Raw genomic sequence first — 16,033 nt, forward strand, 5'->3', positions numbered from 1 at the left:
GGCTCAAGCGGGTGCGGCGGTCAGGCGGCGGCCTGGCGGAACTCGGGGGTGCGGGACAGCAGCGGGATGTCGAGGACGCCCCACGTCACGTCGGCGACGCGGTAGGCGCGGGCGATGACCGCGGCATAGCGGCCCTCCAGCGATTCCGGGCGCTCGATGAGGTGCGAGTCGTTGAACGAACGCTGGCCGTAGAGCTCGTCGGTGAGCAGGATGACGTTGCCACCCGGCTGCCGGACGAGCAGGCAGCGCTGCCCCTCGTTGACGGCGCTGCGCTCGCCTTCGAGGAACTGCTTGAGGTCGACCACGCCGTAGAGGCTGCCGCGGACGTTGGCGAGGCCGAGCATCCAGGGCTGCGAGCCGGGCACGGCGGTGATCGCGGGCAGGCTGATGATTTCAACCACGTCGCCGAACGCGCCGACGAGGCGGTGCTTGCCGATGCGGAAACCCACGCCGCGCCAGTGGCCGGGCGCTTCGACCAACTCGGGGCGGCCCGGCTGGTGGGCCAGCGAGCGGCGCTCGTAGTCGAGCAGGAGGTCGAAGGCGCTCATGCGGCGGGCGCGTAGCGGCGGACGACGTCGAGCAGCTCGTCGCGGGTGAACGGCTTGGTGAGGTACTGCTCGGAGCCGACGATGCGGCCGCGGGCCTTGTCGAACAGGCCGTCCTTCGAGGACAGCATGATCACCGGCGTGTTCTTGAAGAGCTGGTTGGACTTGATGAGGGCGCAGGTCTGATAGCCATCGAGGCGCGGCATCATGATGTCCACGAAGATCACCTGCGGCTGCACCTCGGCGATGCGGCCGAGCGCCTCGAAGCCGTCGTTCGCGGTCACGACCTCGCAACCTTCCTTCTTGAGTAGGGTTTCCGCCGTACGGCGGATGGTCTTCGAGTCATCGATGACCATGACCCTCAGGCCCGCCAGTGCGCCGGACTCGTTGCTTTCACTCATCGCTATCCCCAAAAGTGCCGTCGGCAGAGGCCCGGGCAGGCCATGGCGCGCCGCAACGCAACCTATATCCCAGTGTCAACAAAACGTGTCAAGCCCGCGCCCCGCTTCATGATTCCACGCTCAGCGGTGCCTCCGGCCCCCTGATACCCTGTTTCACATTCTCGCACCGAAGGGCGGTTCCGGATGCAGCGTCGGCTGGCCGTGGTGATGGACCCGATCGAGTCCATCAAAATCGTGAAGGACTCCACATTTGCGATGCTGCTCGAGGCCCAGCGTCGCGGGTGGGCGTTGCATTACGTCGTTCCGGGCAGCCTCGGGTTCCGAGGTGGCGTGGCGGGAGGGCGGCTCGCCGCCCTGTCGGTGCAGGATGACAAGGCCGGCTGGTTCCAGCTCGGCGAGGCCACTTGGCGCCCTTTGGCCGAAATGGACCAGGTGCTGATGCGCAAGGACCCGCCGGTGGATGCCGACTTCCTTCACGACACCCAGGTGCTGGCGGCGGCCCAGAGGCAGGGAGCGGCCGTCACCAACGACCCAGCGGGCCTGCTGGAACTCAACGAGAAGCTGGCGGCCCTGATGTTCCCCGCCTGCGTCCCGCCCACCCTGGTGAGCCGCGAAGCCGCCGAATTCAAGGCGTTCGCTGCAGAACACGGCGAGGTGGTGCTGAAGACGCTGGACGGCATGGGCGGGCGCTCGATCTTCCGCAGCCGCCACGGCGACCCCAACTTCAATGTGATCCTCGAGACCCTGACCGCCGACGGCCGGCACCTGGCCATGGCGCAGCGCTTCCTACCGGAGATCGCCGACGGCGACAAGCGCGTGCTGCTGGTGGATGGCGAACCGGTCTCGCACTGCCTGGCGCGCATCCCGCAGGGCACCGAGTTCCGCGGCAACCTCGCAGCGGGCGGGCGGGGCGAAGTGCGGCCGCTGACCGAGCGCGACCGCGAGATCGCCGCCATCGTCGGGCCGGAGATGAAGCGCCGCGGCATGCGCTTCGTCGGCCTCGACGTGATCGGCGGGCACCTCACGGAAGTGAACGTGACCAGCCCGACCTGCATCCGCGAGATCGACGCCGGCGCCGGGCTGAACATCGCCGGCACCCTGTTCGACGCCCTGGAGCGCGGCCCGACGTGAGCGCCCGCAGCACCCCGCCTGCCGCGGAGCGCGACGCCGCGCCCCCGCCGGACGGCGTCGGCCCGGCCCAGCGCCTGACCGCGACCACCCTGCTGGCGACGGTGGTGATCGGGATCGTCGTGCTCGGCATCAGCTTCGGCCGCGACGACGCGGCCCCGGTGACCCCCACGCTGGACGTGATCCTCACCGAGACGGCCAGCCGCACGCCGCCGGAAAAGGCCGACTTCCTCGCCCAGGCCAGCCACCAGGGCGGCGGCGACAGCGAGGAAAGCCAGCGCCCCCGCGATACGGTGAGCGCACCGGTCCCCAAGCTCGACGAGGGCATCGCGCCGATCCCGATCCGCGCGCAGTCACCGCGCCCGCAGGACGCGACGCCGATGCCCGTGGTGACGACCGTAGCCACGGGTGCCGAGCCCGCGCCTCGCGAACGCCCTACCCCGGAAACCCCACCAACGCCGCTGCCTTTGGGCGAGCAACTGCTGGAGCAGCAGTTGGAAATGGCCCGGCTGGCGGCCGAGGTGGAGCGCCGCGAGGCGCAGTACGCGCGGCGGCCGAAGCGCAAGTTCGTCTCGGCGAGCACGCAGGAGTACGCCTACGCGCAGTACCTGAAGGCCTGGGTGGAGCGGGTCGAACGGGTCGGCAACGCCAACTACCCGGAGCGCGCCCGCGCCGACCGTCTTGAGGGCCGGCTGGTGATGACGGTGGCCGTGCGCCGCAACGGCAGCGTCGAATCGGTGGTGTTGAACACGCCGAGCCGCCATGAGGTGCTGAACCAGGCGGCCCGCCGCATCGTCGAACTGGCCGCCCCCTACCCACCCTTGCCGCAGACCGGGGAACGCGTTGATGTGTTGCACATCACCCGCACCTGGCACTTCCGCAACGGTGCGGTGAGCAGCGAGGACTAGGCCCCGCCAGCGCCGGCCTTCGCCGCGCGGGCCGCGGCCTGCTCGGCCGAGGTCAGGGCAACCTTGTCGCGGAGGTAGGTCGGCTCCAAGCGCTCCGGTGCCACCGCCATACCTCGGGCCCACGCGGGCGCCGCAATCCGGGCCACGGCCGAAGCCGTGGGCAGGGCTTCGGCCTCGACCCGCGCCAGTCGGTCGGCGAGCGCGGCGCACCACACACCACCACCCGCGGCGAAGCCGGTACCGACGCCGACCCGCCCAAGATCAGTCGCGGGCCAACGGGCCAGGAGCGCCGCAGCGGCCGCACCGACGGGCAGGAGGGCTTCCTCCGCGAGCGCCTTGGGCAAACCCTCGGCGTCGGCAGCAAACTCGCCGACGTAGAGCTCGCCCATCCGGGCGTCGATGGCGGCCAGCACCGGTCCCTCGGCGAGGAAGGGCTGGGCCAGCGCGGCCAGCGTGGACACCGGCACGACTGGCCTGTCCAGCCCGAGCGCGATGCCCTGCACGAGGCTGATGGCCAAGCGCACGCCGGTGAAGGCGCCCGGGCCGACGCCGACCGCCAGCGCATCCAGCTGCGACTTGGCGACACCCGCTTCCGCCAGCAGCGCCTCCGCCCAAGGCAAAGCGAGCTCGGCATGGCGGCGCGGCGCGACCTCATGGCGCGCCAGCAGGCGGCCGTCTTGCCAGAGCGCGACCGAGCAGGCTTCGGTGGCCAGTTCGAACGCGAGCAGGGTCGCGCGGCCGGGGCGCGATGGGGCGTCAGCCGGCATCGACGGGCTCCGAGGCGTAGGAGGGATCGAAGAAGGCCTGCACGTCGGCCAGCGCTTTCGTGCGCGTCAGTGGCGGCAGGCTGGCCATGAACACGCGGCCGTAGGGCTTGCTGACCAGGCGCGGATCGCAGAGCACCAGCACGCCGCGGTCGTCGTGGCGGCGGATCAGGCGTCCCACGCCCTGCTTCAGCGCGATGGCGGCGGTGGGCACCTGCTCGGCAAGGAAGGGGTTGCCGCCGCGGCGGCGCACGGCTTCGAGCCGTGCTTCGAGCACCGGATCGTCCGGCGCGGCGAAGGGCAGCTTGTCGATGACGACGACGCTCAAGGCATCACCGGCGACGTCAACGCCCTCCCAGAAACTCGCGGCGCCGAGCAACACGCCGTTGCCGCTGGCGCGGAACTGCTCGATCAGCTGCAGGCGCGGCGCGGTGCCCTGCACGAACAGCGGCCAGGGCCCGCCGGCCAATAGGGCCGCCGCCTCGCGCAGCGCACGGTGCGAGGTAAACAGCAGGAAGGCGCGGCCCTTCGAGGCCTCGAGCACCGGCCGCACCGCCGCGACCACGCGCTCGGTGTAGTCGCGCGACGAGGGTTCCGGCAGGCCAGGCGGGAAGTAGGCGAGCGACTGCGTCTTCCAGTCGAAGGGGCTCTGCTCGAGCAGGGTGCGCGGCTCGTGCAGGCCGAGCTTCCACGCGATGTGCTTGAGGTCGCCGCCGACGGCCAACGTGGCCGAGGTGAAGATCCACGCCGCCTTGCTCTGCTCGCGGTAGCGGCGCAGCGGGCCGGCGACGTCGAGTGGCGTGATCGAGAAGGCGAAACCGCGCTGCGTGAGTTCGAACCAGCGCACCTCGCCGTGCGAGGCGGTGTCGGCGCGATCCTCGTCCTGCGCGCCATCGGCCGCGTCAGAGCAAGCGTTCGCCGCGTCGTCGCCATCATCCGTTTCGAGCAGGCCTGGCGCCCCTTGGGCCCACGCGCGCAGCCGCGTTTGGAACAGTTCCAAGCGCGTGAGCACGGCGGCGAACTCCGGCGCGGCCTCTTTCAGCGGGGTGACGGCCGCCACCAGTCCGGCCATCGCCGCGTCGAGCGTGCGCACCAGCGCGGGCATGTCGGCGTGGTGATCGAGCAGCAGGGCCAGCGTGCCGCGCTGGGGCAGGCCTTCGCACTGCGCGCGCAGCAGGCGGATCGCCGCCTCCAGTTCGCGCACCGCGGGCGACACCGCGGCGAGGCTGCCCGCGACCTTGCCGCAGGCGCCGATGGCGTCGCGCGTGAGGTCGATAAGCATGCGCGCCGACACCGATTCGCCGAAGAACTGCGAGGCAAGGTCGGGCAACTGGTGCGCTTCGTCGAGCACGAAAGCCGAAGCGCCCGGCAGGATTTCGCCGAAGCCCTCTTCCTTGATGGCGAGGTCGGCCAGCAACAGGTGGTGGTTGATGACGACGAGGTCGGCGGCCTGCGCCTCGGCGCGCGCCTTCACGACGAAGCAGTCCTGCCAGAACGGGCACTCGCTTCCGAGGCAGTTCTCGACCGTCGAGGTGACGAGGCCGCGCAGCGGCGAATCCTCGGGCAGGTCCTCGATCTCGGCGAGGTCGCCGCGCCGCGTGCGCTTGCTCCACTGCACGATGCGCTCGAACTGGGCGATCTGCTCGCGCCCACTGAACACCGGCGCGCCCTTGGCGAGCTCGGTGCGCTGCAGGCAAAGGTAGTTGCTGCGGCCCTTCAGCAGCGCGGTGCGCAGGCCGAGGCCGAGCGCCTCGCGCACTTTCGGCAGGTCGCGGTGGTAGAGCTGGTCCTGCAGCGCCTTGGTGCCGGTCGAGACGATCACGCGCTGGCCGGACAGCAGCGCGGGCACGAGGTAGGCGTAGGTCTTGCCGGTGCCGGTGCCGGCCTCGGCCACCAGCGCGCCGCGATCGGCCATGGTCTCGGCGATGGCCACGCCCAGCCGCTGCTGCGCCGGCCGCGGCGCGTAGCCGGGAATCGCGTTCGCCAGCGCGCCGCCCTCGTCGAGCGCGCGGGCGGTCAGCATCGGCAGCACCCCGCGGCCGCCGGAGGGGGCGGCCTCCGTACTCACATCCGCACCGGCGGCGCGATGGTGCAGCGTTCAAGCATCGCCGCGGCGGATGTGGCGTTCTCGGCCTCGCCACGCGACTCCCGCAGCAGCTTCACCAGCGTCCAGTTACGGCGGCACAGCGGGCCCGACTTCGGGCCCAGGGCGATGCTGCGCTTGGCCAGGACCTCGGCTTCGTCGCGGGCCTGGCGCAGCACGGCAAGCTCCGCGCGCCACTGCAGGAGATCGGGGTCATCGGGCGTGATCTCGAGGGCTTTCAGCAACTCGCGGTCGGCGCGCTGCGGGCGATTCGCCGCCTGCGCCTTCTCGGCGCGCTCGCGCAGGTCCTCGACATGCGGGTCGACGAGCGGCGTGACCACCAGCTCCACGCCATCGCGCCCGGCGGCGCGGGTGGCCTCGACGATCTGGGCGTCGGTGAGCGGCGGCGGGCCGGCCGGGACCACGGGCGCCGGCGGCGGCGTGGCGCAGCTGGCCAGCAGCAGCGTGCCGCCCAAGATCGCCAGGCCGCGAAGCGCCGTGGCATGCATCGGGTTCATCCAGTCCTTCACTCGCCGTCCGCTCCAAAACCGAAGAAATCGAGCAGGCCGCGTTCGACGCAGCTGAGGTGCTCGGCAGGCAGGAAGCCTGCGACAAAAGGATAGCGGCGGGCACCGGTGCATTCGGATTCCGTCGTGGCGAATTGCCCCTGCGCGACGTAAGCCCATTCAATGCCCTGCTCGCCCGGCTGCAGCGGCGCGCTGGGCAGCGTCGAGAACAGGCCCTGCCAGACCCGCATCGCGCCGGTGGCGCCGTACAGGCCCGTGGCCTCGTTGCGGTCGTTGCCCACCCACACCACGGCGAGGTGGCTGCCGGTGTAGCCGGCGAACCACGAATCGCGGCCGTCGTTGCTGGTGCCGGTCTTGCCGGCGGCGGCGAGGCCCGCGGTTTCGCCACTGGCCAGCGCGCGGGCGGTGCCGCGGCGGGCGGCGTCCTGCAGCACGAGGGTGACAAGGCGCGCGGCCACGGCATCGCCCTCCTGCGCTTCGTCCTTGCGGCCGTCGTAGCGGGCTACCGGTTCGCCCTCTGGCGAGAGCACGCCGCGCACCGCGCGCAGCGGCTGGATGCGACCGCCGGAGGCGAGGAACTGGTAGGCCTGCGCCATCGCATACGGCGAAAGATCGACGCTGCCGAGGATCAGCGAGGGGTTCGGCTCGGCATCGATTTCCGCCAGCGCCTTCAACAGCGCGACGAGCCGCTCCGGGCCGACGTCCATGCCCAACCGAACCGTGGCCTGGTTGTAGCTGTAGATCAGCGCGTCTTCGAGCGGCAGCATGCCGTGGCTGCGGCCATCGGAGTTCTTCGGCGCCCACTCCTGCCCGTTGGGCAGGCGCATCGACACCGGGCCATCGTCGATCGGCGAAGCCAGCGACCAGCGGCCCGGCTGGGCGAGGGCCAGCAGGTAGACCATGGGCTTGAGCAGCGAGCCCACCGGACGCCGGGCATCGAGTGCGCGGTTGAAGGCGGGCTGGTTGGCATTGCGATCGCCGACGATGGCGCGCACGTCGCCGGTCTGCGCGTCGGTGAGCACCAGCGCGGCCTGCAGCGCCGGGCGGTCCGCCTTGTCGAGAGCGCCCAGCGAACGCGCGACGGAGGCCTCCGCATCGCGCTGCGCCGACGGCGCGAGGGTGGTGTGCACGGTGAGCCCGGCGCCGGTGAGCGCATCCGCGTCGTAATCACTCGCGAGCTGGCGGCGCACGAGGTCAAGGAAGCCGGGATAGCGGTTGCGCGCAAGACCGGGGCGCGCGAGCACGCCCAGCGGCTGGCGCCGAGCGGCATCGCGTTGGGCTTCGGTGAGCAGGCCGGTGTCGTGGAAGACGCCGAGCACGAGGTCGCGACGCGCCTTCGCGCGCTCCGGGTAGCGGCGCGGGTCATGGTGTGACGGGCCCTGCACCATCGCCACCAGCAGCGCGATCTCTTGCGCCTTCAGGTCGGCGACGTCGCGGCCGAACCAGAAGCGCGAGGCGGCGCCGACCCCGTGGATGCTCTGCCCGCCCTGCTGCCCGAGATAGACCTGGTTGAGGTAGGTCTCGAGGATGCGGCGCTTGTCGAAGCGCGCCTCGATGATCAGCGCGTACGCCGCTTCCTTGGCCTTGCGCGTCGCGGTCTTGGCATTGCTCAGGAACAGGCTGCGCACGAGTTGCTGGGTCAGCGTGCTGCCGCCCTGTTCGAGTTCGCCTTCCTTGAAGTTGACGAACATCGCGCGGAGCACGCCCCAGGGGTCGATGCCGATGTGGTGCTTGAAGTTGCGGTCCTCGACGGCCTGCAGGCCGGCCACCAGCAGCGGCGGCGCATCGTCGAGGCGAATCAGCTCGCGTTCCTCCTGCTTTGCGCCGTATAGCGTCGCGATGCGCGCCGGGTCGAGCATGAAGCCGGGTCCGCCACCGTCGCTGCGGCGCAGGCCGGCGACGCGGCCGTTGGCGAGACGCACCTCGGCGCGCGCCGGGTCGACCGCGCCATCGACATCACTGAAGCCCCGCGTCGCGATGCGGAACACGCCGCCGTCGCGATTGAACGTGCCGGGCGTCCGGCCATCGCCTTCACTGAAGGCTGCCGCCTCCAGCTCCTGCTGCAGCGCGGCCACGCTCATCGGCTCCCCTTCGACGAGGGCCAGCGGACGGGCGAACACGCGCGTCGGGATCTGCCAGGTCAGCGCCTCGAATTCGGCGCGGACTTCACGGTCGAGCACCACTGCGATCGGGATGCCGAACCCAAGGCCGAGGGCCAGCAGGAACAGGGCGCCCCACAGCCCGTAGCGCAGCAGCGGCTTGAAGCGGGCGGTGGTATTGGGGGATGGGCGCGAAACCAAGCGTCAACCAAGCGATAATCCGGGTCCCGCAGTCTAGCGCAGCCCCCCTTGACCCCCGCTTGAACACCGCGACGTTGCCGACGGCACGACATGACCTGATCGGGACGATCGAAGGCGATCCGGGGCAGGGTTGGGACGGCCGCCTGCGCGCGGCGCTGGCGGCGAGCGACGCCGCCCTGCTCCTGCTCGTGGCGCCCGGCGTGGCGCCGGACGCCTTCACACTCGCGCAGATGGCCGGGGCCTTGGCCGAATCGGCCGGCCTCGATGCCGTGAGTCCCGTGGGCGTGCGCGACATCGCGACCGCGTGGGCCCTCGACGACCACGACGACGCGGTGCGCGAAGCCTGGACCTGGGCCCCGCACGTGGCGCTGCCCGCGGCGCCCGATGCGCGCTGCGCGCTGTGGCGCCGCGAAGCGGCCGAGCGCGTCCTGCGTGCCGGTCCTGCCACCACGCCAGCGATCCAGGGCGCCCGCCTGCCGCACCTCGCCGTCGCGCTGGGCGATACCACCGCCGAAGACCAGGACGGAACACCGTTCCGGATCGACCCCGAGTGGCGCCCGAACCGCCTCGCGGTCCGCCGCCCAGCACCGACCGCCGCAGGCCGCGGCGGCCGCCCAGTCGTGCTGCACGTGCTCCACGACTGGGGCGGCGGCGTCGCCCGCTTCGTTGCCGACCAGATGCGCGACGACCCGGACGCCGACCATCTCGCCCTCGTCAGCCACGGCGACGCGCGACGCGGCCACGGCCAGCGGATCGCCTTGCACCTCGGCCTCGACACCTGTCCCATCCGGGCCTGGGCCTGCACCCCGGCCGTCGGCGACACCGGCGACACCCACCCCGCCGTGCGCGCGGCCCTCGCCGAAAGCATCGCCAGCTTCGGCGTCTCGGCAGTGCGTGTCTCGTCGCTGATCGGCACCACGCTCGACGTGCTGCGCACCGGATTGCCGACCACCTTCGTCGTGCACGACCTGTTTCCGTTCTGGCCGGCGCTCGACGACGTCGAACCCCGGCCGCAGTGGGACGCGGCCCGTCTCGCCGAGTTCGCCGAACAGCCAGGCTTCGCCTTCAGCGAGCGTCATCCGGAGGCCTGGCAAACGCGCGCCGCCGCCGCCATCGCGGCGCTGGGCGTGGAACCGATCCGCATCGTCGCGCCCTCGGCGTTCGCCGCGGAACGGCTGCGGAGCGTGGCGCCGACGCTGCCGGCCGCGACGGTCCTGCCGCACGGCCTGCCGCCCTTCGCGGGCGAGGTTCCGGCGCGTGACGCGACGCGTCGCCCCGGCCCGCTGCGCGTGCTGGTTCCCGGACGATTGAAGGGCGGCAAGGGCGAATGGCTGCTCGACGCGCTCGTTGCGCTCGGCCCGGGCGGCATCGAGTGGTGTTTCGCCGGCGGCGGCGCGGCGGCGGCGCGCTACGCGCAGGCGCTGGGCGGCCGGGCGATCGAGGAGTACGTGCCGGACGAACTGCCGCAGCTGGTCGAAGCATTCGACCCGGACCTCGCCCTGCTGCCGTCGCTGCTGCCCGAGACCTTCGGGTACGTGCTTTCGGAAATGCAGGCGCTCGGCGTGCCCGTGCTGGCGGCGGGGCTCGGCGCGTACGCGGAGCGTGCGGCCGCTGGCGAACCCGGCCTGTCGGTCGTTCCCGGCACCGCGACGGCGATCGCCGCCGCACTCGCCGAACGCGCCGCCGAGCCCGAACGCCAACCGCGTCCGAACCCCGTTCCAGCATCGATGGCGGAGTCGCGCGCCGGCTGGCGCCTGCTCCACCCGCTGCGGCCGGCCCGCCCTCGCCTGCTCGGCACCGGCGAGGCCGCGGTTGCCCTGGTGAAGCGTCACGTCGACGGCCTGCTGCGCGCCGCGTCCGACACCCTGGCGCAGGAGCGCGACGACGCCTACCGGGCCTACGACCGCGACACCGCGGATCTGGCCGGACAGCGCAACGCCGCGATGGAGCGGATCGAGGAACTCCGGCGCGAGCAGGCACAGGAGCGCGATCGCGTCGCGGAACACATCGCTGCCGTGCAAGCCGAGCTGGACGGCCTTGAGCGCGAGGCCGCATCGCTCCGCGAATCGACGCTCGAGCTGAAGAGCGAGCGCGACTCGGCCTATGACTACTACGAGCGCGACACCGCCGACCTGATCCGCCAGCGCGATATCGCCCTCAGCCAGCGCGACGCCGCCATGGACCAGCTCGCCGAAGCGCGACGCACCCTCGGCCACCCGCTGCTGCGCATCGTCCTGCGCTTGCGCCGGCATGTCGGCGATGCCTGGGTGGCGGCGCGCTATCGAACCCGCCGCGGCATCGACCTCGCCCTTCGCGGGCTGCGAAGCCTGCGTACGCGAGGCGCCGCCGCGACGTGGGCGGCGGTGCTGCGCCGTTTCTCGAGGACGAAGGCCGCGGCACCGGGCGCCGACGATGCCCCCGAAGCCCCGCTCGCCTTTGCGACGCCGCAAACGGTGCGCGCCAGCGTGGTCATCCCGGTGCACGGCAAGCTGGACTACACGCTGGCCTGCCTGCGAAGCCTCGCGCAAACCCGCCTGCCGTCCGATGTCGAAGTGATCGTCATCGACGACGCGTCGCCGGACGACTCGGGCAGGGTGCTGCCCGCCATCCCCGGCCTGCGCTACCACCGCAATACCGCCAACCTCGGCTTCGTCGGCAGCTGCAATGCCGGCGCGGCCATGGCGCGAGGCGAGTTCGTGGTGTTCCTCAACAACGACACCACGCTGACGCCCGGCTGGCTCGATGCCCTGCTTGGCACGTTCGAGACACACCCGGACACCGGCCTCGCCGGCGCACAACTCGTGTACCCGGACGGGCGCCTGCAGGAATCCGGCGGCATCGTCTTCTCGGACGGCTCGGGCTGGAACTTCGGGCGCTTCGAAGACCCTCGGCATCCGGCGTACACCTTTGTCCGCGAGGCCGACTACTGCTCCGGGGCGGCGATCGCCCTGCCGAGTGCGCTGTTCAATCGCCTCGGCGGATTCGACGAGCGTTACGCCCCCGCCTATTACGAAGACACCGACCTCGCAATGAAGGTGCGCGAGGCGGGACTCAAGGTGCGCGTGCAGCCGGCGTCGATGGTGGTGCACCACGAGGGCATCACCGCCGGCACCGACACCAGCAGCGGCGTGAAGGCCTACCAGGTGCGCAACCAGCAGCGTTTCCTCGAGCGCTGGCGCGACACGCTGGTGCGCCGCCATCCGGCGCCGACCCAGGCCGTGCACTACGCGGCGCAGCATCGCGCCCGTGCCCGCGTACTCGTCATCGACGCCACCACGCCGATGCCGGATCGCGACTCCGGCTCGGTGCGTCTGTTCGAACTGCTGCGCCTGCTCGTCGACGAGGGCTGCGCCGTCACTTTCTTCCCGGAGAACGGGCTGGACGACGGGCGCTACACGCAGGCGCTTCGCGATCTCGGCGTCGAGGCCTGGACGCACCCTTGGCTTGGCGCGATCCCCGACTGGCTGGCGAAGCACGGCCCGCGCTTCCAGCTGGTCATCGTCAGCCGCCACTACATCCTCTCGCCCCTGCTGCCGCTGTTGCGCCGCCATGCGCCGCAGGCGCGCATCGTCTTCGACACCGTCGACCTGCACCACCTGCGCGAGCAACGCGAAGCGGAAGAACGCAACGACGCCACCCTGCTGCGCGCCGCGGCGCGAACCCGTGCCGACGAGCTGGCGCTGATCGGCAGCGTCGACCGCACCTGGGTGGTGAGCCCGGTGGAAAAGACCCTGCTGGCGGAGAGCGCGCCCGGCGCGGTGGTGGACGTGGTGTCGAACATCCATCGCGTGCGCGGCGCCGGCCCGGCGATGGCCGCGCGGCAAGGCCTGCTCTTCGTCGGTGGCTTCCGCCATCCGCCGAACGTCGATGCCGCGCAGTGGCTGGCCGACGAGATCCTGCCGCGCATCCGTGCGCAGCGGCCGGAGATCACGCTCTCACTGGTCGGGAGCGACGCGCCGGCCTCCGTGCTTGCCCTTGGCGAAAGGCCAGGCATCACCGTGCATGGCCATGTGCCCGATCTCGAGCCGCTGATCGACGCGCATCGCTTCTCGGTCGCGCCGCTGCGCTACGGCGCCGGCGTGAAGGGCAAGATCAACCAGGCGCTGGCCCATGGCCTGCCGGTGGTGGCGACGCGTTGCGCCGTCGAAGGCATGGGCCTGACCCATGGCATCGACGCCCTCGTGGCGGACGACGCGGAGTCGCTCGCGGCGACCATCCTCGCCGCCTACGACGACGCGACGCTGTGGCAGCGTCTGGTCGACGGCGGCCTCGCCAACACCGAGCGCGAGTTCTCTCCCGAGCGCGCCCGCACCACGCTGCGCACCATCTTCAACCAGCTGCGCTGACGGCCTCAGCGCGCTTCGGGGCGAGCCGTTTCGGCACGCTGCAGCCGCTGGGAAAGCACCGCCAGCTCCGGCGCCTGCGGGGCAAGGCGCTCCGCTTCGGCGAGCGCGCGGCGGGCCTGGTCGAAGGCCCCGCGGCCGATGGCTTCATCGGCGAGCCCACGCCAGCGGATGGCTTCGGCACTGTCAGCCGAAGAGGGCGTGGTTGGCGAAACCGGGCCTCCCGCGCGGGCTACGCCGGACGCGCCGAGCCGGGCTTCGAGTTCGGGCAATTGCAGGTGCGCCGGATCGATGGCCCGAACTTCGGCCACCAGCGCCAGCGCCGTGTCCGCTTCGCCGCGGTCGAGTGCCGCCATGGCATTCGCCAGGGTCATGGATAGCAAGCGACTGCGGCCAGCTCGCGCCAGCGCGTTGTCGGGCTCTCGTTGCAGTGCCTGCCGGTAGAGCGCGAGGGCCGCCGTGGGATCGGCGCCCTCCAGGGCGGTCGCCCGCTGAAGCACCGCCTCCACCGAAGGCTCCGCATGCGCCAGCAGGGACTGCCGAAGCGTCTCGATGCGCTCACCCGGCATCCCAAGACGAACCGCCCGGGCCAGCGCCTGTTCCGCCTTCGCCGAATCGCCCGCCGCGACGGCCGTCGCCGCCTGGACCAGGGACCGCTCGCCGGTCGCGGCCAAACCTTCCACCACGCGCGGATGGTCCGGCGCCCGCGCCTGCGCCGCTTCGAAGCGCGACGCCGCGGTGTCGAGGTCACCCGCCGTGAGCGCCTGTTCGGCCTGCGAGACGAGACCGGCCAGCGCGGCATCGGGGAACACGGCGCGGCCGATCGGCTCGCGCAGCAGCAGCACGCCCACCAGCAGCGAGGCGGCGGCGGCGGCGAGTACCGCCCAGCGCGAGGGCCGCACAGCCATCAACCCACCCGCCGCGCGTCGCGCACGCCGGGCACGGCGGTCAGTCGCGCCAACAGCTTCGAGAGCTGTTCGAAATCGCTGACCTTCAAGGTGAGCTTGAGGTCGGCGAGGCCGCGGCTGTCGTCGCTGCGAGAGGCCACCGCATTGATGTGGATGCCCTCCTGAGCGATCAGCGTCGTGATGTCCTTCAGCAGCGACTTGCGGTCGAGGCCATGGATGGCGACATCGACCGCGTAGGTGCCACCGGCGCGCCCCCAGGAGACGGGCATGGCGCGGTCGGGATCACGCGCGACCAAGCGCGACAGCGCCACGCAGTCGGCGCGATGCACGCTGATGCCACGGCCACGCGTCAGGTAGCCGGCGATGGCGTCGCCCGGCACCGGCTGGCAGCAGCGCGCGAGCTGCATCAGCAGGTTGCCGACGCCGTCGACCACGAAGCTGTCGCTGCGCGCACCGACCTTGTCGCGCGACGCCGCGGCCGGGATGGGCGGCATCGCCGGGGCCTCCTTCGGCTGCTGCGCCTCGTGCAGCGCGCGGCTCACCTGCGCCGGGCTGACATCACCGAGCGACAGCGCGACCAGCAGGTCGTCCTGCGTCGCCAGGCGCAAGCGCGGCAGCACCGGCGCGAGGTCGGCACCGAGCAGGCCGAGGCGACGGAGTTCTTTGTCGAGCAACTCGCGCCCTTCGACGAGGTTCTGCGCGCGATCGAGCTTGTGGAACCACGCGCGCACCTTGTCGCGGGCGCGGCCGGTGACGAGGAAGCCGCTCGCCGGCTGCAGCCAGTCGCGGCGCGGCGCGCCAGCCTTCGCCGTCAGGATCTCCACGGCGTCGCCGGTGGCCGGCTTTGAATCGAGGGTGACGATGCGGCCGTTGATCTTCGCGCCCCGGCAGCGGTGCCCCACTTCCGTGTGCACGGCGTAGGCGAAATCGAGCACGGTCGCGCCACGCGGCAGGTCGACCACCTTGCCCTGCGGCGTCAGCACGTAGACGCGGTCTTCGACGAGGTCGGCCTTCAGCCCTTCCTGCAGCTTCTGCTCGTCGCCCTCGCTCGAATCGAGCAGCTGGCGCATCCACGCGATCTTGCGCTCGAAGCTCGCATCGGCACCGCCGCCTTCCTTGTAGCGCCAGTGCGCGGCCACACCGAGCTCGGCCTGCTCGTGCATCTCGCGGGTGCGGATCTGCACCTCGAGCGCGCGGCCCTCGGGGCCGACCACCGCCGTGTGCAGGCTGCGATAGCCGTTCGCTTTCGGGCGGGCGATGTAGTCGTCGAACTCCTTCGCTATCGGCGTCCACACCTGGTGCACGGCGCCGAGCGCCGCGTAACAGGCGGCGACATCTCCGACCAGCACGCGCACGGCGCGGATGTCGTAGAGCTCGCCGAACGGGACGTCCTTGCGCTGCATCTTCTTCCAGATGCTGTAGATGTGCTTCGGCCGCCCCGCCACGTCGCCATCGATGCCGGACTCCTTCAGGGCCGCGCGCAACTGCGCCTTGACGTCCTCGATGTACTGCTCTCGCGCACCGCGCTTCTCGTCGAGCAGTCGGGCGATGCGCTGGTAGGTCTCGGGCTGCTGGAAGCGGAAGGCGAGGTCCTCGATCTCCCACTTCAGCTGCCAGATGCCGAGGCGGTTCGCCAGCGGCGCGAGGATGTCGGCGGCGAGCCGCGCGAGTTCGGTGCGCTCGGCCTCGGGCAGGGCCGAGGCGTGGCGCAGCCGGGCCAGCTGCAGGGCCAGCAGCACCGGCACCACCCGCAGGTCGCGGACGATGGAGAGCAGCAGCCGCCGAAGGCCCTCGGCATCGGCACGACCCTCCGCCCGCGCATGCAGCGCCCACACCTGCTCCGCGGCGCGGACGCCGTCCAGCATGGCCGGCAGCCGGCCGGGCATGGGCGCCTGCGTCGTCTCGAGGGCCTCGGCCCCGAGGGCCACCAGCGCGGTCGCCCAGATCATCTCGCGGTCAGGCGACAACGCCGCCAGTACCTCGAGCGCGCGGCGGCAGAACACGGCGCCCGGCGAATCACCCGCAGCCGCCGACGCCAGGGCCGGCCATTCGGCCAGGGCGTGCGCAGCGTTGGGCATGGCAGGGGATGCGGGCTTCACGATGCCCCGAGGGTAGACTTGGGGCTT

General features: G+C 71.8%; 11 protein-coding genes and 1 pseudogene. 4 read left to right on the top strand and 8 right to left on the bottom strand.

Translation table 11 applies throughout. The features are described from left to right. Window positions 1-20: 20 nt before the first annotated feature. Window positions 21-548 (bottom strand): chemotaxis protein CheW, encoded by a 528-nt coding sequence (locus O9280_RS00515; protein ID WP_297865841.1) that lies wholly within the window; start codon window positions 546-548, stop codon window positions 21-23. Next, window positions 545-946, bottom strand: a complete 402-nt coding sequence (gene pilG, locus O9280_RS00520) for a twitching motility response regulator PilG (RefSeq protein ID WP_297865840.1) — start codon at window positions 944-946, stop codon at window positions 545-547. The genes O9280_RS00515 and pilG overlap by 4 nt, the downstream gene beginning before the upstream one ends. 183 nt (window positions 947-1,129) lie before the next feature. Between pilG and gshB the strand changes: the two genes are divergently transcribed. Beyond that, a complete protein-coding gene (gshB, locus tag O9280_RS00525; RefSeq protein ID WP_298337454.1) occupies window positions 1,130-2,077 on the top strand; it encodes a glutathione synthase in 948 nt (315 codons plus the stop codon). Beyond that, the gene (locus O9280_RS00530; protein WP_298337457.1) at window positions 2,074-2,982 is read left to right on the top strand and encodes an energy transducer TonB; all 909 of its coding nucleotides are present in this window, start codon (window positions 2,074-2,076) and stop codon (window positions 2,980-2,982) included. The genes gshB and O9280_RS00530 overlap by 4 nt, the downstream gene beginning before the upstream one ends. Here the strand turns inward: O9280_RS00530 and tsaB are convergent. From tsaB to mrcB, 4 genes are read right to left on the bottom strand one after another with little or no spacing between them, the layout of a single operon-like run. Then, window positions 2,979-3,749 (bottom strand): tRNA (adenosine(37)-N6)-threonylcarbamoyltransferase complex dimerization subunit type 1 TsaB, encoded by a 771-nt coding sequence (gene tsaB / locus O9280_RS00535; protein WP_298337460.1) that lies wholly within the window; start codon window positions 3,747-3,749, stop codon window positions 2,979-2,981. The genes O9280_RS00530 and tsaB overlap by 4 nt on opposite strands. Continuing rightward, the gene (locus O9280_RS00540) at window positions 3,739-5,769 is read right to left on the bottom strand and encodes an ATP-dependent DNA helicase (RefSeq protein ID WP_298337463.1); all 2,031 of its coding nucleotides are present in this window, start codon (window positions 5,767-5,769) and stop codon (window positions 3,739-3,741) included. Before O9280_RS00540 ends, tsaB begins: the two co-directional genes overlap by 11 nt. A gap of 41 nt (window positions 5,770-5,810) precedes the next feature. Then, window positions 5,811-6,347 (bottom strand): hypothetical protein, encoded by a 537-nt coding sequence (locus tag O9280_RS00545; protein ID WP_298337467.1) that lies wholly within the window; start codon window positions 6,345-6,347, stop codon window positions 5,811-5,813. Window positions 6,348-6,355: 8 nt separating this feature from the next. Next, a complete protein-coding gene (gene mrcB / locus O9280_RS00550; protein ID WP_298337470.1) occupies window positions 6,356-8,656 on the bottom strand; it encodes a penicillin-binding protein 1B in 2,301 nt (766 codons plus the stop codon). A 677-nt stretch (window positions 8,657-9,333) separates the two neighbouring features. Here mrcB and O9280_RS00555 point away from each other — a divergent pair. Together O9280_RS00555 and O9280_RS00560 are read left to right on the top strand one after the other, a co-directional pair. Continuing rightward, window positions 9,334-10,338, top strand: a pseudogene (locus O9280_RS00555) (glycosyltransferase); the annotation flags it as partial. A 585-nt stretch (window positions 10,339-10,923) separates the two neighbouring features. Continuing rightward, window positions 10,924-13,002, top strand: coding sequence for a glycosyltransferase (locus O9280_RS00560; protein WP_298338350.1), 2,079 nt, complete (start codon window positions 10,924-10,926; stop codon window positions 13,000-13,002). 5 nt (window positions 13,003-13,007) lie between these two features. On the opposite strand, the gene O9280_RS00565 is transcribed toward O9280_RS00560, so the two are convergent. Both O9280_RS00565 and O9280_RS00570 read right to left on the bottom strand, forming a co-directional pair. Then, entirely contained in the window at window positions 13,008-13,907 is a 900-nt protein-coding gene (locus tag O9280_RS00565; RefSeq protein WP_298337473.1) for a hypothetical protein, read from the bottom strand. Next, window positions 13,907-15,985, bottom strand: coding sequence for a bifunctional (p)ppGpp synthetase/guanosine-3',5'-bis(diphosphate) 3'-pyrophosphohydrolase (locus tag O9280_RS00570; protein ID WP_298337476.1), 2,079 nt, complete (start codon window positions 15,983-15,985; stop codon window positions 13,907-13,909). Before O9280_RS00570 ends, O9280_RS00565 begins: the two co-directional genes overlap by 1 nt. Between the last annotated feature and the right edge of the window lie 48 nt (window positions 15,986-16,033).

Source organism: Silanimonas sp. (assembly GCF_027531545.1).
Taxonomy (GTDB): Bacteria; Pseudomonadota; Gammaproteobacteria; order Xanthomonadales; family Xanthomonadaceae; genus Silanimonas.